This window comes from Solimonas soli DSM 21787 (assembly GCF_000474945.1).
Classification (GTDB): Bacteria; Pseudomonadota; Gammaproteobacteria; order Nevskiales; family Nevskiaceae; genus Solimonas; species Solimonas soli.
In genome coordinates, this window is record NZ_AXDW01000018.1 from 6130 (window position 1) to 25180 (window position 19051).

At 70.4% G+C, this 19051-nt stretch carries 19 protein-coding genes; 16 read left to right on the forward strand and 3 right to left on the reverse strand.

Annotated features, from left to right (window positions below; genetic code table 11):
* The first annotated feature begins 716 nt into the window (after window positions 1-716).
* The 16 genes from K344_RS0109860 to K344_RS0109935 all read left to right on the forward strand — a co-directional run bounded on the left by K344_RS0109860 (window position 717) and on the right by K344_RS0109935 (window position 16423).
* Entirely contained in the window at window positions 717-1862 is a 1146-nt protein-coding gene (locus tag K344_RS0109860; RefSeq protein WP_028080530.1) for a cysteine desulfurase family protein, read from the forward strand.
* A complete protein-coding gene (locus K344_RS0109865; protein ID WP_028080531.1) occupies window positions 1859-3028 on the forward strand; it encodes an aminotransferase class V-fold PLP-dependent enzyme in 1170 nt (389 codons plus the stop codon). Before K344_RS0109860 ends, K344_RS0109865 begins: the two co-directional genes overlap by 4 nt.
* On the forward strand, window positions 3025-3414 hold the full coding sequence (locus K344_RS0109870) for an iron-sulfur cluster scaffold-like protein (RefSeq protein WP_028080532.1): 390 nt from the start codon (window positions 3025-3027) through the stop codon (window positions 3412-3414). Before K344_RS0109865 ends, K344_RS0109870 begins: the two co-directional genes overlap by 4 nt.
* Window positions 3411-3734 carry a HesB/IscA family protein gene (locus K344_RS0109875; RefSeq protein WP_028080533.1) on the forward strand — a complete coding sequence of 108 codons (324 nt, stop codon included), beginning with the start codon at window positions 3411-3413 and terminating at the stop codon, window positions 3732-3734. Before K344_RS0109870 ends, K344_RS0109875 begins: the two co-directional genes overlap by 4 nt.
* Before the next feature lie 161 nt (window positions 3735-3895).
* Entirely contained in the window at window positions 3896-4327 is a 432-nt protein-coding gene (gene ndk / locus K344_RS0109880; RefSeq protein ID WP_028080534.1) for a nucleoside-diphosphate kinase, read from the forward strand.
* Window positions 4328-4357: 30 nt separating this feature from the next.
* Complete coding sequence (rlmN, locus tag K344_RS0109885) at window positions 4358-5482, forward strand: dual-specificity RNA methyltransferase RlmN (protein WP_028080535.1); 1125 nt, start codon at window positions 4358-4360, stop codon at window positions 5480-5482.
* A gap of 145 nt (window positions 5483-5627) precedes the next feature.
* On the forward strand, window positions 5628-6368 hold the full coding sequence (gene pilW / locus K344_RS21095) for a type IV pilus biogenesis/stability protein PilW (protein ID WP_043114246.1): 741 nt from the start codon (window positions 5628-5630) through the stop codon (window positions 6366-6368).
* A complete protein-coding gene (locus K344_RS23015; protein WP_084197234.1) occupies window positions 6365-7306 on the forward strand; it encodes a RodZ domain-containing protein in 942 nt (313 codons plus the stop codon). Before pilW ends, K344_RS23015 begins: the two co-directional genes overlap by 4 nt.
* Window positions 7307-7333: 27 nt before the next feature.
* Window positions 7334-8464: a flavodoxin-dependent (E)-4-hydroxy-3-methylbut-2-enyl-diphosphate synthase gene (gene ispG, locus K344_RS0109900; RefSeq protein ID WP_043114258.1), complete on the forward strand. Its 1131-nt coding sequence runs from the start codon at window positions 7334-7336 to the stop codon at window positions 8462-8464.
* Between the two features lie 6 nt (window positions 8465-8470).
* Window positions 8471-9772 (forward strand): histidine--tRNA ligase, encoded by a 1302-nt coding sequence (gene hisS / locus K344_RS0109905; protein WP_028080537.1) that lies wholly within the window; start codon window positions 8471-8473, stop codon window positions 9770-9772.
* Between the two features lie 61 nt (window positions 9773-9833).
* Complete coding sequence (locus K344_RS0109910; protein WP_028080538.1) at window positions 9834-10472, forward strand: YfgM family protein; 639 nt, start codon at window positions 9834-9836, stop codon at window positions 10470-10472.
* Window positions 10469-11626: an outer membrane protein assembly factor BamB gene (gene bamB / locus K344_RS0109915; protein WP_028080539.1), complete on the forward strand. Its 1158-nt coding sequence runs from the start codon at window positions 10469-10471 to the stop codon at window positions 11624-11626. Before K344_RS0109910 ends, bamB begins: the two co-directional genes overlap by 4 nt.
* Window positions 11627-11711: 85 nt before the next feature.
* A complete protein-coding gene (gene der / locus K344_RS0109920) occupies window positions 11712-13112 on the forward strand; it encodes a ribosome biogenesis GTPase Der (RefSeq protein ID WP_028080540.1) in 1401 nt (466 codons plus the stop codon).
* A gap of 93 nt (window positions 13113-13205) precedes the next feature.
* Complete coding sequence (locus K344_RS0109925; protein WP_028080541.1) at window positions 13206-14912, forward strand: vWA domain-containing protein; 1707 nt, start codon at window positions 13206-13208, stop codon at window positions 14910-14912.
* Between the two features lie 52 nt (window positions 14913-14964).
* The gene (locus K344_RS0109930) at window positions 14965-15543 is read left to right on the forward strand and encodes an RNA polymerase sigma factor (RefSeq protein ID WP_028080542.1); all 579 of its coding nucleotides are present in this window, start codon (window positions 14965-14967) and stop codon (window positions 15541-15543) included.
* Window positions 15530-16423: a hypothetical protein gene (locus tag K344_RS0109935; RefSeq protein WP_028080543.1), complete on the forward strand. Its 894-nt coding sequence runs from the start codon at window positions 15530-15532 to the stop codon at window positions 16421-16423. The genes K344_RS0109930 and K344_RS0109935 overlap by 14 nt, the downstream gene beginning before the upstream one ends.
* Here the strand turns inward: K344_RS0109935 and K344_RS0109940 are convergent.
* Genes K344_RS0109940 through K344_RS0109950 form a run of 3 tightly spaced genes read right to left on the reverse strand, consistent with a single transcriptional unit; the run spans window position 16379 to window position 18967 of the window.
* Window positions 16379-17641: an MFS transporter gene (locus tag K344_RS0109940; RefSeq protein WP_028080544.1), complete on the reverse strand. Its 1263-nt coding sequence runs from the start codon at window positions 17639-17641 to the stop codon at window positions 16379-16381. The genes K344_RS0109935 and K344_RS0109940 overlap by 45 nt on opposite strands.
* A gap of 13 nt (window positions 17642-17654) precedes the next feature.
* Entirely contained in the window at window positions 17655-18338 is a 684-nt protein-coding gene (locus K344_RS21105) for a DUF502 domain-containing protein (RefSeq protein ID WP_051362097.1), read from the reverse strand.
* On the reverse strand, window positions 18338-18967 hold the full coding sequence (locus K344_RS0109950) for a fumarylacetoacetate hydrolase family protein (protein WP_028080545.1): 630 nt from the start codon (window positions 18965-18967) through the stop codon (window positions 18338-18340). The genes K344_RS21105 and K344_RS0109950 overlap by 1 nt, the downstream gene beginning before the upstream one ends.
* Window positions 18968-19051: the final 84 nt, after the last annotated feature.

Sequence of the window (19051 nt, forward strand, 5' to 3'; positions counted from 1 at the left end):
CCCGCACCGCGCGCCGCAACGCCCTCCTCACCCAACCCTCTCCTCCCCGTGGGAGGAGAGGGCTCGAAACCGCGCGCCGCGCTCTCAACTCCGATTCCCCTCCGCCCGCCCGCGGGGGGAGGGGCCAGGGGAGGTGGGCGCCTGCACCGCGCACCGAACCCGTACCGCGCGCCGCAACGCCCTCCTCACCCAAGCCTCTCCTCCCCCGCGGGAGGAGAGGGCTCGAAGCTGTGCGCCGCACTCTCAACTCCGATTCCCCTCCGCCCGCTCGCGGGGGGAGGGGCCAGGGGAGGTGGGCGCCTGCATCGCGCACCGCACCCGCAGCGCCCGCCGCGGCACCCTCCTCACCCAACCCTCTCCTCCCAGTGGGAGGAGAGGGCTCGAGGGCACGCGCCGCACTTTCATCACCGTCCCCTCCGCCCGCTCGCGGGGGGAGGGGCCAGGGGAGGTGGGCGCCCGCGTCGCGCACCGCACCCGCACCGCGCGCCGCGGCACCCTCCTCACCCAACCCTCTCCTCCCGACGGGAGGAGAGGGCTCGAAGCCGTGCGCCGCACTTTCATCACCGTCCCCCTCCGCCCGCTCGCGGGGGGAGGGGTCAGGGGAGGTGGGGACCTGCACCGCGCGCCGAATTCGGCATCGCGCGCCGCACCCGGCCTCGAACGCCACGGCTCGCAATTGCGCGCTGTGCGGCGTGTCCTAGCTGAGGGCTGAGGGCGTGGCCGTTTATTTCGACAACAACGCCACCACGCGGCTCGATGCGCGCGTGCTCGAGGCGATGCTGCCGTATCTCTCGGGTCCGTACGGCAATGCCTCCTCGTTGCACCGCTTCGGCCGTGCCGCGCGCGATGCCATCGAGCGCGCGCGCGAGCAGGTGGCGGCACTGGTCAATGGCCGGCCGAAGGACCTCATCTGGACCTCCGGCGGCACCGAGTCGAACAATCTGGCGCTCAAGGGCGTCTGCGAAGCGGCGCGGCCGACGCGGCTGCTCTACGGCATCACCGAACATCCGGCCGTGCTCGAAACCGCCGAGGCGCTGCGCGCGCGCGGCTGGCAGGTGGAGACGGTGGCGACCGACGGCGAGGGGCGCGTCGACTGGGCGCGCTTCGAGCGCCAGCTCGCCGGCGGTCCGCTTCGCCTGGTGTCGCTGATGCGCGCCAACAACGAGACCGGCGTGATCCAGGATGTTGCGCGCGCCGCGACGCTCGTGCATGCGGCCGGTGCCTGGCTGCACGTCGACGCCGTGCAGGCGGCCGGCAAGATCGCCGTCGATTTCGCGGCGCTGGATGCCGATCTCATGAGCCTGTCGAGCCACAAGATCTACGGCCCGAAGGGTATCGGCGCGCTGCTGCGCAAGGCCGAGGTCGAGCTGCTGCCGCTGCATCACGGCGGCTGGCAGGAACAGGGCCTGCGCGGCGGCACCGAGAACGTCGCGGCCATCGTCGGCTTCGGCGCCGCCGCCGAACTCGCGCAACAGGAACTCGAAGCGCGCGGCGCGCATCTGCGCGCCTTGCGCGATCGGCTCGAAGCCGGGCTGCGCGCCTTGCCCGGCACGCGCATCTTCGGCGACGGCGTCGAGCGTCTGCCGAACACGCTGCAGTTCGCGCTGCGCGGCTACGAAGGCGAGGCCCTGCTGATGCAGCTCGATCGCAAGGGCTTCGCCGTGTCGAGCGGCTCGGCCTGCGCCTCCGGCCGCGGCGAGCCGAGCCACGTGCTGCTCGGCATGGGCATCGAGCGCGAGATCGCCGCCGGCGCGATCCGTGTGAGCTTCGGCAAGGACAACACGATGGCCGAGGTCGAGCAGTTCCTGGCGCTGCTGGCGACGTTCGCGGCGGCGCCGGCGCCAGCGGCGCTGCGGTCATGAACGACATGATCTATCTCGACTACGCGGCGACCACGCCGCTCGACCCGCGCGTGCGCGACGCGATGCTGCCCTGGCTCGACGCCGAGACGCACTTCGGCAATCCGGCGTCCGATCACGCGCTGGGCCGGCGCGCGCGGGCAGCGGTGGAGCAGGCGCGGGCGCAGGTCGCGCAGCTGATCGGCGCCGGTGCCGACGAGATCGTCTGGACCTCGGGCGCCACCGAGGCCAACAATCTGGCGATCAAGGGTGCGCTGGAATTCCGCGGGTTGAAGGGGGCGCACGTCGTCACCAGCCGCGTCGAGCACAAGGCCGTGCTCGACACCTGCCGCTATCTGGAGACGCAGGGCACGCGCGTCACGTATCTCACGCCGCAGGCGGACGGCATCGTCGGCGTCGAACAGGTGCTCGCCGCGCTGCAGCCGGATACGGCGCTGGTTTCGCTGATGTGGGTCAACAACGAGACCGGCGCGATCAATCCGGTCGAGGCGCTGGCCCCCCGGCTGCGCGAGCGCGGCATTCTCTTTCACGTCGACGCGGTGCAGGCGGTCGGCAAGCTGCCGGTCGATCTGGCGCGCGTGCCGATCGACCTGCTGTCGCTGTCGGCGCACAAGCTCTATGGGCCCAAGGGCATCGGCGCGCTGTTCGTGCGCAAGCGGCCGCGCGCGCGCCTGGCGCCGCAGATCCACGGCGGCGGCCACGAGCAGGGCATGCGCTCCGGCACGCTGGCGACGCAGCAGATCGTCGGCCTCGGCGAGGCCTGCCGGATCGCGGCCGGCGCGCTGGTCGAGGAAGGCGAACGCCTGCGCGGCCTGCGCGAGCGGCTGTGGCAGCAGCTGCAGGCGCTGCCGAAGATCCATCTCAACGGCCCGGCCGATCGGCGCGCGCCGGGCATTCTCAATGTCAGCTTCGCCGGCGCCGAGGGCGAATCGCTGCGCGCGATGCTGCCGCAGCTGATGGTGTCGAGCGGCTCGGCCTGTTCGTCGGCGACGCGCGAGCCTTCCTACGTGCTGCGTGCGCTCGGCCGCGACGACGAGCTCGCGGGCTCCTCGCTGCGCCTGTCGCTGGGCCGCTACACGAGCGAAGCGCAGATCGATCGGGCGGCGGCGGAGATCATCGCCGCGGTGCGCTTCCTGCGCGAGCTGTCGCCGCTGTGGAGCGAGTCATGAATCCGCAAGACAATGTCTATGCCTATCGCGAACCCATCTGGCAGCGTTTCCGCGCGCCGCGGCATGCCGGCCGTCTCGACGGCGCGCAGGTGCTGAGCACCCAGGCCGGCAGTGCGGCGACGCGCTCGGTGCTGCGCCTGCAGATCGAACTCGACGGCGAGCGTGTCGCACGGGCGCGCTTCCGGGCCTATGGCTGCCCGACCGCGATCGCGGTCGGTGAATGGCTGGCCGAGCAGCTCGAAGCGCGGCCGCGCGCGGCATGGGCGGCGATCGACGTCGCGGCGATTCGCGACGCCCTTGAAATCCCCGACGACAAAGCCCATTGTGCCCTCCTGGGCGAAGACGTCCTTCGCGCCCTGCAGCAGCAGATGAAGCAGCCCTCATGAGCATCCAGTTGACCGAAAGCGCCGCCCGGCGCATCCAGCAGCAGATCGACAAGCGCGGTAGCGGCTTCGGCCTGCGGGTCGGCGTGCGCAAGTCGGGATGCTCGGGATACGCCTACACCATGGACTACGCCGACCAGGTGACGGACGAGGATGCCGTGTTCGAGCATCACGGCGCCAAGGTCGTCGTGCGCCGCGAGCACCTGCCGATGCTCGAAGGCATGACGCTGGACTTCCAGAAGAGCGGCCTCAACGAGGCCTTCAAGTTCCTCAATCCGAACGTCAAGGCGGAGTGCGGCTGCGGCGAGAGCTTCGCCGTCTGAACCGGCCGGGCGGCGATTGTCCGTCCAAGCTTCGGTTTTCATTGCCGCGCCGCAGCAGCGCTGGCTATAATTCATTGATTTCTCAGTAAACGCACCGGGCCCGAGACGCACACGTCGGGGGCCCTATCGTCATTTCCCCTTCAGTTTTAAGGAGTTTCACCGTGTCGGTTGAACGTACCCTCTCGATCCTCAAGCCGGACGCCGTCGCCAAGAACGCCATCGGCCAGATCATCGCCCGCATCGAGAGTGCCGGCCTGAAAGTCATCGCCGCGCGCATGAAGCACATGACCCCCGGCGAAGCCGAAGGCTTCTACGCCGTGCACAGGGAGCGTCCGTTCTTCCCGGACCTCGTCAAGTTCATGACCAGCGGCCCGGTCATGGTGATGGCGCTGGAAGGCGAGAACGCGGTGGCCAGGTATCGCGAGATCATGGGCGCCACGGATCCGAAGAAGGCCGCCGCCGGCACGATTCGCGCCGACTTCGCCGACTCGATCGACGAGAACGCCGTGCACGGCTCGGACAGCCTCGAGAACGCCCGGAACGAGATCAGCTACTTCTTCCGCGTCACCGAGCTCTGCCCGCGCACGCGCTGAGTCATCGGCCAGACGTGCAGCTGTAAACCCATGACCACCGCCGCCGCCAGCTCTGCCACGGCCTCGACGCCGATCAATCTGTTCGGACTCGACCGCGAGCAGCTGCGCGCGCGTTTTGCGGAAATGGGCGAGAAACCGTACCGCGCCGACCAGATCATGCAGTGGATCTACCGGCGCGGTAAGGATTCGTTCGACGACATGTCGAACATCTCGAAGGAGCTGCGCGTCAGGCTCGCGCAGCACTTCGTGATCCGCACGCCGGAGCTCGTCACCGAGCAGGTGTCGGCCGACGGCACGCGCAAGTGGGTGCTGCGCCTCGATGGCGGCAATGCCATCGAGACCGTCTACATTCCCGAGGAAAACAGGGCCACGCTCTGCATTTCCTCGCAGGTCGGTTGCGCGATGGACTGTTCGTTCTGCTCGACCGCGCAGCAGGGCCTCAACCGCAACATGACGACCGCCGAGATCATCGCCCAGGTGTGGTTCGCGGCGCGCACGCTGGGCGGCGATTTTCAGAACGAAAGAGTCATCTCCAACATCGTCTTCATGGGCATGGGCGAACCGCTGGCGAACTACGCGGCGGTGCTCAGCGCGATCCGCATCCTGCTCGACGATTTCGGTTTCGGCCTGTCCAAGCGTCGCGTCACCGTCTCGACCTCGGGCCTGGTGCCGTTCATGGACCGCCTGCGCGAGGACGTCGACACCGCGCTCGCCGTGTCGCTGCACGCGCCGAACGACGCCTTGCGCGACGAGCTGGTGCCGATCAACCGCAAGTATCCGATCGCCGAGCTGCTCGCCGCCTGCCGCCGTTACACCGCGGAGAAGGATCGCAAGGCACACATCGTCTATGAATACGTGATGCTCGACGGCGTCAACGACCGGCCCGAGCACGCGCGCGAGCTCGCCAGGCTGCTCGGCGGCATGGCCGGCAAGGTCAACCTGATTCCGTTCAATCCGTTTCCCGGCGCGCCGTACCGGCGCAGCACGCCGGAAGCGATCGCCGCCTTCGCCAAGATCCTGCGCGAGCGCAAGGTCTTCGCGACGACGCGCAAGACGCGCGGCGACGACATCGACGCGGCCTGCGGGCAACTCGTCGGCCGCGTCGAGTCGAAGCAGAAGAACCGCCTGCGCGGGATTCCGGTGGTGGCGCGATGAGCCGCAGGCCGCCAAGCCGCTCGCTGGTCGCATCCCCGCTGCGCGGGGCCCCTGCTCGGGCGCTCGCGTCTTCCTGCGGGCAGCTCGTCGGCCGCGTCGAGTCGAAGCAGAAGAATCGTCTGCGCGGGATTGCGGTGACCGTGCAATGACATTCCGCGCGTGGCTGTCGTGTCTGCTGTTGCCGACGCTCGCCGCCTGTACGACGGCGGCGCAGCGCGCCGAGCAGCGCAATGCCGCGCAGGTCAACACGCAGCTCGGCGTCAACTACGCGCGGCAGGGCCAGTACGATCTGGCGGTCGAGAAGCTGCAGCGCGCGATCGAGCAGGACGGCAGCTATGCGCCGGCGCATTCGGCGCTGGCGGTGATCTACCAGACGCGCGGCGAATCGGCGGCGGCGGAAAAGGAATACCGCCGCGCGCTGGCGCTCGACGACAACGATTCGACGGTGAAGAGCAACTTCGGCGTGCTGCTCTGCGAGCGCGGCAAGCCGGAGGAGGCGCGGCGCTACTTCATGGCGGTGATCGCCGACACCCGCTATCCGACGCCGGAGCAGGTCTGGACCAATGCCGGCATCTGCGCGAAGAAATCCAGCCCCGAGCAGGCCGAGCGCGATTTCCGCGAGGCGCTGCGCCTCAAGCCAGACGATCGCGACGCGCTCGCGCAGATGGCGATCCTCAGTTACGAGAAGCAGGATTTCCTGCGCACACGCGCCTTCCTGCAGCGCTACGATTTGAAGACCCAGGCGACGCCGGAACTCCTGAGCATCGCCGCCCGTACCGAGATGGCCCTTGGCGACCGCGATGGCGCGCGTGATTTCGCGCGTCGCATCGTCCAGGAATTCCCGGAATCCAAGGAAGCCGCCACGTTTTCCGATTGGCAGCCATGAGCACCGAACCAACCGACCCGCCCGTTCCCGCCCCGGCCCCCGTCCCAGCCGCCGCCGCAGCCGCCGCCAGCGAGGTGACGCCGGGCGCGATGATTCGCGAGGCGCGTCAGGCGGCGCATCTTTCGGTCGACGATCTGGCCGCGCATACCAAGCTCGCGCGGGCGACCGTCGAGGCCCTGGAGCGCGACGATTTCGGCGCGCTGCTGGAGCCGGTCTACGTGCGCGGCTACTACCGCAAGTGCGCGAAGGTCCTCAACCTCAACGAGAAGATGCTGATCGACGCCTACGCGGCGCGCGTCACGCAGAAGCCGCCGCAGGCGCCGGCCAAGCTGCGCCTGGCGTCGGGTACCGAACTCGGCTCGTCCAGCCGCCTGCCGACGGCCATGGGCGTGCTGTTCGTGCTCGTCGCGATCGCCGTCTGCGCCGCCCTGTGGTGGCTGCGCGGCGCGACGACGCCGGTGCCGAAGATGATCAGCAGCGAGGTGCTCGGCGGTTCGCTGTCCGGCGCGTCGGCGCCGTCCGCGCCGTCGCCGACGCCGGTCGAGGGCGGCGACGCGGCGCCCGTCGAAACGTTGCCGTCGGCGCCGAGTGCCGCCGCCCCGACGACGGCGACGACGCCCGCGGAGGAGGCGCCGGCGAACGCGACGCCGGCCGCTGCGCCCGCCACGGCGCCGGCGGGCAGCGGCCCGCTGCTCATCAGCTTCAGCGGCCAGTCCTGGATCCGTGTGCTCGACGCCAACGGTCGCACCCTGCTCAACGGCCTGGTCGGCGCCGGCGAACGCCGCCAGCTCGACGGCAAGCCGCCGTTCGATCTGTTCATCGGTGCCGCGCCGGTCGTGGTCGTCAGCTATGAAGGCAAGACCGTGGACCTGAAGCCGTACACGCGCGACAACGCGACGGCGCGACTGACGCTGCCGCTCGGCGCGCCGTCGCCCTAAGGAATCCGGAGGGACGCCGCCATGGCGATGACCAGCCACCATCAGATCGTGCGCCGCGTGTCGCGGCAGATCCGCGTCGGCCGCGTCGCGGTCGGCGGCGGTGCGCCGATCTCGGTGCAGACGATGACCAACACCGACACCGAGGACGTCGCCGCGACCGTCGCGCAGATCCGCGCCGCGGTGAAGGCCGGCGCCGACATCGTGCGCGTCTCGGTGCCGACGCTGGCGGCCGCCGAGGCCTTCGGCAGGATCAAGAGGGAAGTCGGTTATGTGCCGCTGGTCGCCGACATCCACTTCAACTACAAGTGCGGCCTCGCCGCCGCCGAAGCCGGCGCCGACTGCCTGCGCATCAACCCGGGCAACATCGGCTCCGACAAGAAGGTGTCGGAAGTCGTCGCCTGCGCCAAGCACCATGGCATCCCGATCCGCATCGGCGTCAACGCCGGCAGTCTCGAGGCCGAGCTGCAGGAGAAATACGGCGAGCCGAACGCCGACGCGCTGGTCGAAAGCGCGCTGCGCCACATCGACATCCTCAAGCGCCACAACTTCGAGGACTTCAAGGTTTCGCTCAAGGCCAGCGAAATCTTCCTCACCGTGTTCGCGTACCGGAAGCTGGCGAAACTGATCGACCAGCCGCTGCACCTCGGCATCACCGAGGCCGGTGGCGCGCGCGCGGGTAGCGTGAAGAGCGCGATCGGCCTCGGCATGCTGCTCGCCGACGGCATCGGCGACACCATTCGTGTTTCTTTGGCCGCCGATCCGGTCGAGGAAGTGAAAGTCGGCTGGGACATGCTGAAGTCGCTGCACCTGCGTTCGCGCGGCATCAACCTCGTCGCCTGCCCGTCGTGCTCGCGGCAGAACTTCGACGTCATCAAGGCGGTGCAGGAACTCGAAGCGCGCTTCGACGAGATCGACGAGCCGCTCGACGTCGCCGTGATCGGCTGCGTCGTCAACGGCCCCGGCGAAGCGCGCGAGGCGGCGATCGGCGTCGCCGGCGGCTATCCGAATTCCATCTACGTCGACGGCAAGATCGCACACAAGGCGCACAACGCCGAGCTGGTCGACACGCTCGAAAAGCTCGTGCGCGAGAAGATCGCCGCGCGCAAGGCCGCCAAGGCCTTGAGCGCCGAGCCCGGCGTCGAACCCGCGCAGCACTGAACGATCATGGCGAACCTTTTCCAGTCCGTTCGCGGATTCAACGACGTATTGCCCGCCGACGCCGCGGCCTGGCAGCAGCTGCAGCGCATCGCCGGCGAGGTGTTCGCGGCTTACGGCTATGGCGAGATCCGCCTGCCGCTGCTCGAACACACGGCCTTGTTCAAGCGCTCGATCGGCGAGGTCACCGACATCGTCGAGAAAGAGATGTTCAGCTTCGAGGACCGCGAAGGCGACAGCCTGACGCTGCGCCCGGAAGGCACGGCGTCGTGCGTGCGCGCCGGCCTCGAACACGGCCTGCTGCACAACCAGCAGCAGCGTCTCTGGTACGCCGGGCCGATGTTTCGCCACGAGCGTCCGCAGGCCGGACGCTACCGGCAGTTCCACCAGCTCGGGCTCGAGTGCTACGGCATCGCCGGCGCCGATGCCGACGTCGAGGCGATCGCCGTCGCCGCGCGCCTGCTCAAGCGCCTCGGCCTGAGCGGCCTGACCCTGGAGCTGAACTCGCTCGGCGGCGCCGACACGCGGGCGCGCTATCGCGCCGCGCTGATCGGCTTCCTGCAGAAGCACGAAGCCGCGCTCGACGCCGATTCGAAGCGCCGCATGCACAGCAATCCGCTGCGCGTGCTCGACTCGAAGTCGCCGGAGACGCAGAAAGTCCTTGCCGATGCACCGAGCATCCTCGATGTGTTCGACGACGCGGCGCGCGCGCATTTCGACGGCGTGCAGCAGGGGCTCGCCGATCTCGGCATCGCCTATCGCGTCAACGCGCGCCTGGTGCGCGGTCTCGACTACTACACCAGCACCGTGTTCGAGTGGACGACGACGCAGCTCGGCGCGCAGGGCACCGTGCTGGCCGGCGGCCGCTACGACGGCCTCGTCGAGCAGCTCGGCGGCACGCCGACGCCCGCGGTCGGCTGGGCCTGCGGTGTCGAACGCCTGCTGCTGCTGCAGAAGGCGCTCGGTGTGCCGACCGACCGCGGCGATGCGCACGTCTATTTCTGCTGGCTCGGCGAGGCGGCGCAGCGTGAGGCGCGCAAGCTCGCCGAGCAGCTGCGCGACGCGATCCCCGGCCTGCGGCTGGTGCTGCACGCCGGCGGCGGCAAGCTGGCGGCGCAGCTCAAGCGCGCCGACAAGAGCGGCGCGGCGCTGGCGCTGATCGTCGGCGACGCCGAAATCGAGGCGCGCACAGTTCAAGTAAAATCGCTCCGTGAAGGGGCGCCGCGTGCCGGCACCGAAGCGCCGGCCGCCCCCGAATTCGTGGCATGGCAGGAACTGGCGGGCCGTCTCGCCGGTCTTGTGAGGCGGTAGACCGCCACCGCCACCCGGCGCCGCCGCCCCATCCGTTCTTCATCCAGAGATCCGATTCCCCGTGACGACGCACTACGACGACGAAGCGCAAGCCGAGCAGCTGAAGACCTGGTGGAAGGAAAACTGGCCGGCCCTGGCGGCGGGCCTGGTGATCGGCCTGGCGGCGATCTTCGGCTGGGAGGGCTGGCAGAACCACAAGGCGGAGCGCGCCGCCAACGCCTCGCAGATGTACGAGGACCTCAAGAAGGCGATCGCCGACGGCAAGAACGACGCCGCCAGGCCGCTCGCCGACAAGCTGGTCGCCGACTACGCCGATACCCCGTACGCCGCCGGCGCGCAGCTGCGTCTCGCCGCCGCCGCGGTCAAGGATGCCCGGCTCGACGATGCCGCGACGCGCCTGCAGTGGGTGCGCGAGCATGCGCACGACGATGGCCTGCAGCAGATCGCCCGGCTGCGCGCCGCGCGCGTGCTGTGGCAGCAGGGCAAGCCGGACGAGGCGCTGAAGACGCTCGACGGCGACGCCGGCAGCTTCGCACCGCTCTACGACGAGCTGCGCGGCGACATCAAGCTCGCCCAGGGCGACCGCGCCGCGGCACGCAGCGCCTACGAGAAGGCCTTCACGGCGACGCCGGAAGACCAGCCGAGCCGCCAGCTGCTGCAGCGCAAGCTCGACGATCTGACCGACGTGGTGCAGTCGTGACGCCGGCGACGCGGCATCGGCCGCTCGCCGTCGCGCTCGTCCTGGTCGCCGGCCTGGCGCTCGCGGCCTGCTCGAGCAAGAACCTGCGCAAGCCCGCCGAGCTGAAGGACATCAGCCATCCGGCGATCCATCTCGACACCGCCTGGACTGCCTCGGCCGGTGACGGCGGCGAGAAGTTCTACACGGAACTCGATCTGTCGCTGGCGCCGGACGCCCTGTTCAGCGCCGACATCGACGGCCGCATCTATGCCTTCGATCCCAGGGACGGCAAGCGCATCTGGCGCGCGGCGACCAGGAAGCGCGTGATCGCCGGGCCGACGGTCGCCGGCGACGCGGTGCTGGTCGGCACGCGCGACGGCGAGGTGATCGCGGTCAAGCGTTCCGACGGCACGCCGCTGTGGACCACGCTCCTGTCCAGCGAGGCGCTGTCGCCGCCGGCCGGCGACGGCAGCCGCGTGTTCATGCGCAGCGGCGACGGCAAGATCTATGGCCTCGACGCCCAGGGCGGCGCGCAGCAGTGGTCTGTCGACCGCTCGGTGCCGAACCTGACCTTGCGCGGCCTGTCGCCGCCGGCCGTGCTCGGCAACCGCGTGTTCGTCGGCCTCGACAACGGCCGCGTCGTCGCCATGCGCACGAGCGACGGCCAGGTCGCCTGGGACCAGGTGGTCGCCGCGCCGACCGGCCGCAACGAGCTGGAGCGCATCACCGACATCGACGCGCCGCTGCTCACCGACGGCGGCGAGCTGTACGCCGCGAGCTTCGGCGGCGAAGTCGCCTGTCTCGACCAGGACACCGGCCAGATTCTCTGGCGGCGTTCGGTGAAGAGCTATTCCGGCCTGGCGCGCGCCGACAACGCGGTGGTCGTCACCGACGAGGCCGGCACGGTCTGGGCGCTCGACCCGACGACCGGCGCCGAGCTGTGGAAGAACGAAGACCTGAAGTACCGCCAGCTGTCGGCGCCGGCCGTGTTCAAGGGCTACGCGGTGGTCGGCGACTACAAGGGCTATGTGCACTGGCTCGATCTCAAGGACGGCCATATCGCCGCGCGCACGCGTGCCGGCAGCAAGCCGATCCGCGTCGCGCCGGCGGTCGGCGACGACATGATCTACGTGCTGTCGAGCAAGGGCCACATCGAGGCACTGCGCATCCGCTGAGCGATGCGGCCGCAAGGCGGGCAGCGTCTCCCGGCGCTGCCCGCCTTTCTTGTTTCCGGCCCTTGGCCGACAATTGATGCAAACCATGAGCGACAAACTGCCTGTCATCGTCCTCGTCGGCCGTCCCAACGTCGGCAAATCGACCCTGTTCAATCGCCTGACCGGCACGCGCGACGCGCTGGTCGCCGATCTGCCGGGCCTGACGCGCGACCGCCAGTACGGCACCGGGCAGTTCGAAGGCCGCGCCTTCGTGGTCGTCGACACCGGCGGCCTGATGCCGGAGTCCGCCGATCCGCTCGCCGCGCTGGCCGAGGAGCAGGCGCGCATGGCGCTCGAGGAAGCCGACCACGTGCTGTTCCTCGTCGACGTGCAGCGCGGCCGCACCGGCGCCGACGAGGCGATCGCGCGCCACCTGCGCAAGCTCGGCAAGCCGCTGACCCTGCTCGTCAACAAGAGCGAGGGCCAGCCGCACGCGCAGGCCGCCGCCGAGTTCTACGCGCTCGGCCTCGGCGAGCCGATGACGGTGTCGGCCGAGCAGGGCCAGGGCATCAACCTCCTGCTGCGCCAGGTGCTCGACAAGCTGCCGGCCATCGCGCCGGAGCCGCCGCGCGACGACGGCAGCGTGCGCGTCGCCGTGGTCGGCCGTCCCAACGTCGGCAAGTCGACGCTGATCAACCGCCTGCTCGGCGAGGAGCGCGTGCTCGCCGCCGACCATCCGGGCACGACGCGCGACGCCATCGCCGTGCCCTTCGAGTACGACGGCGTGCCGTACACGCTGATCGACACCGCCGGCATCCGCCGCAAGGCGCGCGTCTGGGAAGCAGTCGAGAAATTCTCGATCGTCAAGACGCTCGACGCGATCGAGCGCGCGCACGTCGTCATCGCCGTGGTCGACGCGCAGAACGACATCGGCGAGCAGGACGCCAAGCTGATGGGCCTGATCGCGCAGCGCGGCCGCGCGCTGGTCGTCGCCGTCAACAAGTGGGATGGCCTGAACACCGGCGAGCGCGAGCAGGTGCGCTACCAGGTTTCGCTGAAGCTGCCGTTCCTCGATTACGCGCCGCTGCACTTCATCGCCGCCAAGCACGGCTCCGGCCTGCGCGAGCTGATGGAAGACGTGCAGATCGCCTATGAGGCGGCCACGCGCGAGTTCTCCACGCCGGAGCTGAACCGCATCCTCGGCGCCGCCGTCGAGGCGCACCAGCCGCCGGCCGTGCTCGGCCGCCGCATCAAGCTGCGCTACGCGCACCAGGGCGGCAGCAATCCGCCGTGCATCGTCGTGCACGGCAACCAGACCGACAAGCTGCCGGACAGCTACAAGCGCTACCTCGCCAATCAGTTCCGCTCGGCCCTGGCGCTGAAGGGCGTGCCGCTCCTGATGCGCTTCAAGACCGGCGACAACCCGTTCAAGGACAAGAAGAACGAGCTGACCGGCCGGCAGATCAAGAAAAAGCGGCGCCTGATGGCGCGGGTCAAGAAGAAGTAGCGCCGCGCCGCGGGCGACGACCTGCGGCAGGCTTAACCCCATCCGGCGGCCGGCGCCGTTCAAGACAGGGCCACTCCCACGGAGCGCCTTGCCATGTCCCTGCCACGCCTGCGCCGTACCGCTGTCGCGATCCTCGCTGCGACCCTCTTTCTTGCCGCCTGTTCGACGACCGAGCCATCGCCGAGCCGGGTGCGGCCCGCGGCACCGCCGCCGCCCGTCGCCGCAGCGGCCGAGGCCGCCGTCATCGCGCAGCGCGAGCAGGCCGCCGACGCGCGCCGGCAAGCGGAGCGCGTGCTGACCGCGCAGGCCTACACGAAGACGGCGGCGCCGGTGGCCGAAGCGTTCTATGCGCCGCCGCCGCCCGCGGATCGCGAGAACTACGCGGCGCCGGCGCAGAGCCCGGTGCGCCTCGCCGCCGAGCAGCCGGTGTCGACCTTCAGCATCGACGTCGATACCGGCAGCTACAGCAACACGCGGCGCATCCTCGACGAAGGTCGCCTGCCGCCGGAAGATGCGGTCCGCGTCGAAGAGTTCATCAATTACTTCGACTACGGCGACGCGCCGGCCGCCACGACCGACCTGCCGTTCGCCGTGCATGCCGAACTTGCGCCGACGCCGTGGAACGCGAAGACGCGGCTGCTGCGCGTGGCGCTGAAGGGCTATCGGCCGAACGGGCCGCTGCCGCCGTCGAATCTGGTGTTTCTCGTCGACGTTTCCGGTTCGATGGAATCGCCGGACAAGCTGCCGCTGGTGAAGTCCTCGCTGAAGCTGCTGGCACGCCAGCTCACGGCGCGCGACCGCATCAGCCTCGTCACCTACGCGAGCGGCACGCAGCTCGTGCTCGAACCGACGCCGGGCGATCAGACAGCGGCGATCGAACAGGCCATCGACCGCCTGCAGGCCGGCGGCGGCACCGCCGGCGCGGCCGGCATCACGCTCGCCTACCAGCAGGCCGAGAAGGCCTTCATCAAGGGCGGCAACAACCGCGTGCTGCTGGCCACCGACGGCGATTTCAACGTCGGCATCACGCGCTTCGAATCGCTGCTCGATCTGGTCAGGGACAAGCGCCGGACCGGCATCGCGCTGACCACGCTCGGCTTCGGCACCGGCAATTACAACGATCACCTGATGGAGCAGGCCGCCGATGCCGGCGACGGCAACTACAGCTATATCGATTCGCTGCGCGAGGCGCAGAAGGTGCTCGTCGCGCAGCGCGCGGCGACGCTGCTGACCATCGCGCGCGACGTGAAGGTGCAGGTCGAGTTCAACCCGGCCGTGGTGCGCGAATACCGCCTGATCGGCTACGAGAACCGCGCGCTGGCGCGCGAGGACTTCAACAACGATCAGGTCGACGCCGGCGACATCGGCGCCGGTCACGGCGTGACGGCGCTGTACGAGATCGCGCTGGCGGGCGAGGGCGGCGAGCGCATCGAGGCGCTGCGTTACGGCGCGCCGGCCGCCACGCACGCCGGCACGCAAGGCGAAGTCGCTTTCGTGCGCCTGCGCTACAAGCGGCCGGACGAGACGCGGAGTCGCCTGATCGAGCAGCCGGTGCGGCTTGCCGACGCGCGCGCCAGCCTCGCCGCGGCGAGCCCGGCGCTGCGCCTGTCGGCGGCGGTCGCCGCCTTCGGCGAGCGTCTGCGCGGCGGCCGCTATCTCGAAGGCTACGGCTATGCGCAGATCGTCGATCTGGCGCGCGGCGCGGCGACGGCCGATGCCGGCGGCGATCTCGGCGACTTCCTGCAGAACGTCGCTCTCGCCGACAGCCTGTCCGCGCGCACACCGGCCGGCCGTGACTGAGAGCGCCGCGGCGGACTTCACGGCGACGGCGGGCTTGGCCGATGATGCGGCGATGCCGCCGCCGCCCGCCGACGATGCCGCCGCCGACGCTCTCGCCGACGAGGGCCTGATGCTGCGTTACGCCGGCGGCGACATGGCGGCGTTCGAGACGCTGTACCGCCGCCACAAGGACGCGCTGTGGCGTTACTTCCTGCGCCACGGCTGCGACGAGGCGACGGCGGGCGAACTGTTCCAGGACGTCTGGGCCAGGCTGATCGGCGCGCGCGCCACCTATCGCCCGCAGGCACGCTTCGCGACCTGGCTGTACACGCTGGCGCAGCATCGCCTGATCGATCACTGGCGCGCGCAGCGTCCGCACGACGATCTCGATGCGCACGAGCCGGCACTCGCGGCGCCGGAGCAGGCGACGCCGGCGGCGCGCGCCGGCCAGGCCGAGCAGGCCGGGCGCCTGCGTCGCGCCATCGCCGCGCTGCCCGCCGAGCAGCGCAGCGCTTTCCTGCTGCAGGCTGAGGGCGGCCTGACGCTGGAAGAGATCGCGCGCCAGCAGGGCGTCGGCCGCGAGACCGTGAAATCGCGCCTGCGCTATGCGCTGGCGAAGTTGCGACAGGAGCTTGCCGATGTCTGGCCCTGAAAACCGCCGACCGCCCGATGATCATGAGCTCGACGAGTTCCTCGCCGGCGGCGGGCCGCATCGCGCGCGCTATCGGGCGGCGTCGACCGAGCAGGCGCCCGCCGCGCTCGACGCGGCGGTGCTGGCGCAGGCGCGCGCCGCCGTCACGCCGCCGGCGCTGCGCCGCCGCGCCGCGCGGCGCTGGCGCCTGCCGCTGTCGATCGCCGCGACGCTGCTGCTGAGCGTCGGCCTGGTCAGCCGCGTGCAGCGCGAAGCGCCGCCGCCCGCCATCGTCGCGCAGGCCAAATCCGCGCCGGGCGAAGCAGCCGGCCTGCGCGCGAGTGCGCCGGACACGCTCGCTGCCGCGCCGGCGCCGCCGGCACGGGCCGAGGCGCCGCGCAGCGAGAAGCGCATTGTCGTCGCGCCGCAAGCCGCGCGTCCGCGCGAAGCGCTGCCGCCGCCACCACCACCACCACCACCGGCCACGGCCGAAGCGGAGGCAGAGGCGGAGGCACAAGGCGCGGCGCTGGCGCAAGCGCGGGCCGGGCAGAGCGAACGGCGCCGCGCCGAGGCGGCGCAAGCGCGCGCCGCCGCGCCGATGCCGCCGGCCGCGCAGGTCCCGGCGCCGCCGTCCGGCTTCGCCGCCGGCCACTATCGCTCCGCGCAGGACTTCGAGCTGCAGCTGAGCGACGACGGCCGCTTCCGCCTCGCGGCGCCGCCGGGCGCGAGCCCGCCGCCGGTGCTGACCGGCCGTCGTCGGCGCGAGGGCGACGCCGAATGGTTATTGCCGGACGATGCGGCCGACGCCTCGTGCCGCTACTCGCTGCGTCGCGAGGGCGACGCGCTCGACTTGCAATCAAGCTGCGGGAGCGCCTGGGCCGGCCGCTATTGGCCGCGGTGAACGCCACACCGCCTGCAGGCGCGCCGGACCGGCGCGGCGATCGACGGCGGCGACCAGCGTCAGGCAGCCGGCCGCCGACAACACCGTGCTCAGCGCGAACAGCAGCGCGTAGCCGCCGTGCTGCGCGACCAGGCCGGCGGCGATCGATGCCGAACCCTGCGCGAGGATCACGGTGCAGGCGAGCAGGGTGTAATCGGTGCCGGCGTGTTCCGGCTCGGCGGCATCCATCATCAGCGTGAACAGCGCCACCGTCGCCGCGCCGCCGAGCACGTGCTCGGCAATACAGGCGCCGACGATCAGCCCGAAGTTGAACGCGCCGCCGAGGCCGAGCGCGGCGAGCGCGTAGCCGATCAGCGCGGCGGTCTGCGTCAGGCCGCCGAACAGCAGCGCGACGCGCCGGCCGTGGCGCCAGGCGAGCCAGCCGCCGAGCACGGCGCCGACCAGGCCGCAGACCGAGGCGACGGTGCCCTTGATCAGCGCGATCTGCTGCAGCGTGAGGCCGCTGTCCTTCATGAACGGCCCGACCAGCGCCGCGCCCATCGAATCGCCGAACTTGAAGAACGACAGCAGCACCAGCAGCAGCGCGATGCCGGGCCGGCGCAGGCGCTGCCAGCCGGTGGCGGCGACCGCCAGCGCGCCCGGCGCCGGCCCGGCCGGCGCCTTCAGCGGTTCGCGCAGGCTGAACACCGGCAGCAGCAGCAGCGCCAGCATCAAAGCCATGGCGACGAACATGAAGCGCCAGCCGGCGATGGTGTAGACCCACAGCAGCAGGCCGCCGCCGATCACCATGCCGAGCCGGTAGCCGCCGGTCTGGATGGCGTTGCCGATGCCGCGATCGCGCGGCGCCAGCAGCACCACGGCGAGGCCGTCGGTGGCGACGTCCTGGGTCGCCGCCAGCAGGTTGAAGAGGAACAGGGCGACGAAGACGAAGCGCAGCGAATCCGACAGTTCCAGCGTCGCCATGCCGAGCGCGACCGCGGCGGCGCCGAACTGCAGCGCGAACAGCCAGCGCTTGCGCGTGCCGTAGCGGTCGATGTACGGCGCCCACAGGAACTTCAGCGACCAGGGCAGGAACAGCAGCGTGCTGGCACCGATCTTGACCAGCGAATAGCCGGCCTCGCGCATCAGCACCGGCAGCGCCTGCGAGAAGAAGCCGTACGGCAGCCCCTGCGAGAGATACAGCGCCGACAGCAGGAGCAGCGTGCGCGCGCGCGTCATGCGGGCGCGCGTTTCAGAACTGCGTCGGTGGGATCGGCGGCGTGCCGCGCGGGCCGTGGTCGGAACGCGAGACGCCGGCGGTGATCACGAAGCGCATGGCGTCCTCCAGCGTCATGTCGAGCGGCGTCAGGCATTTTCTCGGCACGAACACGGTGTAGCCGCCGATCTGGTAGCTCATCGGCAGATACACGGCGACGCAGTCCTCCTCGGCGGCGATGGCGAAGCGGCTGAGGTCTTCGACGGTGACGAAGCCGACCAGGCGCATCGGCTGTCCCGGCCACTGCAGCATGACGACGCGGCCGAGCTTCTGCCCGCCCGAGTTCGACACCAGGTCGGTGAGATCGCGCACCGCGCCGTAGATGGTCTTGATCAGCGGAATGCGGTTGAGCTGCTGGTCGATCCACACCAGCACCTGCTTGGAGACGATGCCCTGCATGGCCAGGCCGACGAAGAAGATCAGGCCGATGGCGATGACCAGGCCCATGCCGCGCTGGTAGAGGCCGCCCGGCAGCAGCACGCTGAGCACGCCGCCGAACACCGCTTCGGCGGCGCCGATCAGCCACAGCACGAGGCTGATGGTGACGAGGATCGGCAGGATCGCCAGCAGGCCGGTGATGAAGATCGACGCGGCCTTGCGCCAGGTCATGTGCGCGGCGGCGGACAGCTGCGGCTTGGAGAATGGCGGTTTCGGTTCCATCACGCGCACATCCAGCGGAAGCGGCCGATGCCGCGGCTTTCGAGCACGAGTTCGTCGCCGGCCTTGAGCGGGCCGACGCCCTTCGGCGTGCCGGTGAAGATGATGTCGCCCGGTTCGAGCGCCCAGGTCTGCGAGAGGATGCTGATCTGCTGCGCGACCGGGAACAGCATGTCGGCGGTCCTGCCGTGCTGGCGCAGGCGGCCGTTGACGTGCAAGCTGAACTCCAGCTGCTGCAGATCCTGGTTCAGATACGGCCGCATCTCGCCGAGCGGTGCCGAGCCGTCGAAGGCCTTGGCCAGTTCCCAGGGCAGGCCCTTGTTCTTCAGCTCGGTCTGCAGCTCGCGCAGGGTCAGATCGAGGCCGAGCGTGATGCCGGAGATGCAGTCGAGCGCTTCCTCGCGCGGAATGTCGCGGCCGCCGCCGGTCAGCTGCACCACCAGCTCGGCTTCGTGATGCACCTCGCCACGGCCTTTCGGCAGCACGACGGGCGCGCCTTCCTCGACGATCGCCGACACCGGCTTCATGAAGATGACGCATTCGCCGTCGGTCTTGTGGCCGAGATGGGCGAGTTCGGCGACGTGCGCGGCGTAGTTCTTGCCGATGCAGAAGATGCGGTTGACCGTGTCCATGACGACACGATACCGCATGCGTCGCGCATGCGGCACCGCCGCGCGCACATGCATCACGCGGATCGCCGCCGCCCAAAAAGAAGC

Coding starts and splice junctions, on each gene's coding strand:
- K344_RS0109930 (WP_028080542.1), top strand. CDS start 14,965: ATGCCGCCGCCGCCCGCCGACGATGCCGCCGCCGACGCTCTCGCCGAC.
- K344_RS0109950 (WP_028080545.1), bottom strand. CDS start 18,967: ATGGACACGGTCAACCGCATCTTCTGCATCGGCAAGAACTACGCCGCG.
- rlmN (WP_028080535.1), top strand. CDS start 4,358: ATGACCACCGCCGCCGCCAGCTCTGCCACGGCCTCGACGCCGATCAAT.
- K344_RS21105 (WP_051362097.1), bottom strand. CDS start 18,338: ATGGAACCGAAACCGCCATTCTCCAAGCCGCAGCTGTCCGCCGCCGCG.
- K344_RS0109935 (WP_028080543.1), top strand. CDS start 15,530: ATGTCTGGCCCTGAAAACCGCCGACCGCCCGATGATCATGAGCTCGAC.
- K344_RS0109940 (WP_028080544.1), bottom strand. CDS start 17,641: ATGACGCGCGCGCGCACGCTGCTCCTGCTGTCGGCGCTGTATCTCTCG.
- K344_RS0109870 (WP_028080532.1), top strand. CDS start 3,025: ATGAATCCGCAAGACAATGTCTATGCCTATCGCGAACCCATCTGGCAG.
- K344_RS0109925 (WP_028080541.1), top strand. CDS start 13,206: ATGTCCCTGCCACGCCTGCGCCGTACCGCTGTCGCGATCCTCGCTGCG.
- K344_RS23015 (WP_084197234.1), top strand. CDS start 6,365: ATGAGCACCGAACCAACCGACCCGCCCGTTCCCGCCCCGGCCCCCGTC.
- K344_RS0109865 (WP_028080531.1), top strand. CDS start 1,859: ATGAACGACATGATCTATCTCGACTACGCGGCGACCACGCCGCTCGAC.
- pilW (WP_043114246.1), top strand. CDS start 5,628: ATGACATTCCGCGCGTGGCTGTCGTGTCTGCTGTTGCCGACGCTCGCC.
- hisS (WP_028080537.1), top strand. CDS start 8,471: ATGGCGAACCTTTTCCAGTCCGTTCGCGGATTCAACGACGTATTGCCC.
- K344_RS0109875 (WP_028080533.1), top strand. CDS start 3,411: ATGAGCATCCAGTTGACCGAAAGCGCCGCCCGGCGCATCCAGCAGCAG.
- ispG (WP_043114258.1), top strand. CDS start 7,334: ATGACCAGCCACCATCAGATCGTGCGCCGCGTGTCGCGGCAGATCCGC.
- der (WP_028080540.1), top strand. CDS start 11,712: ATGAGCGACAAACTGCCTGTCATCGTCCTCGTCGGCCGTCCCAACGTC.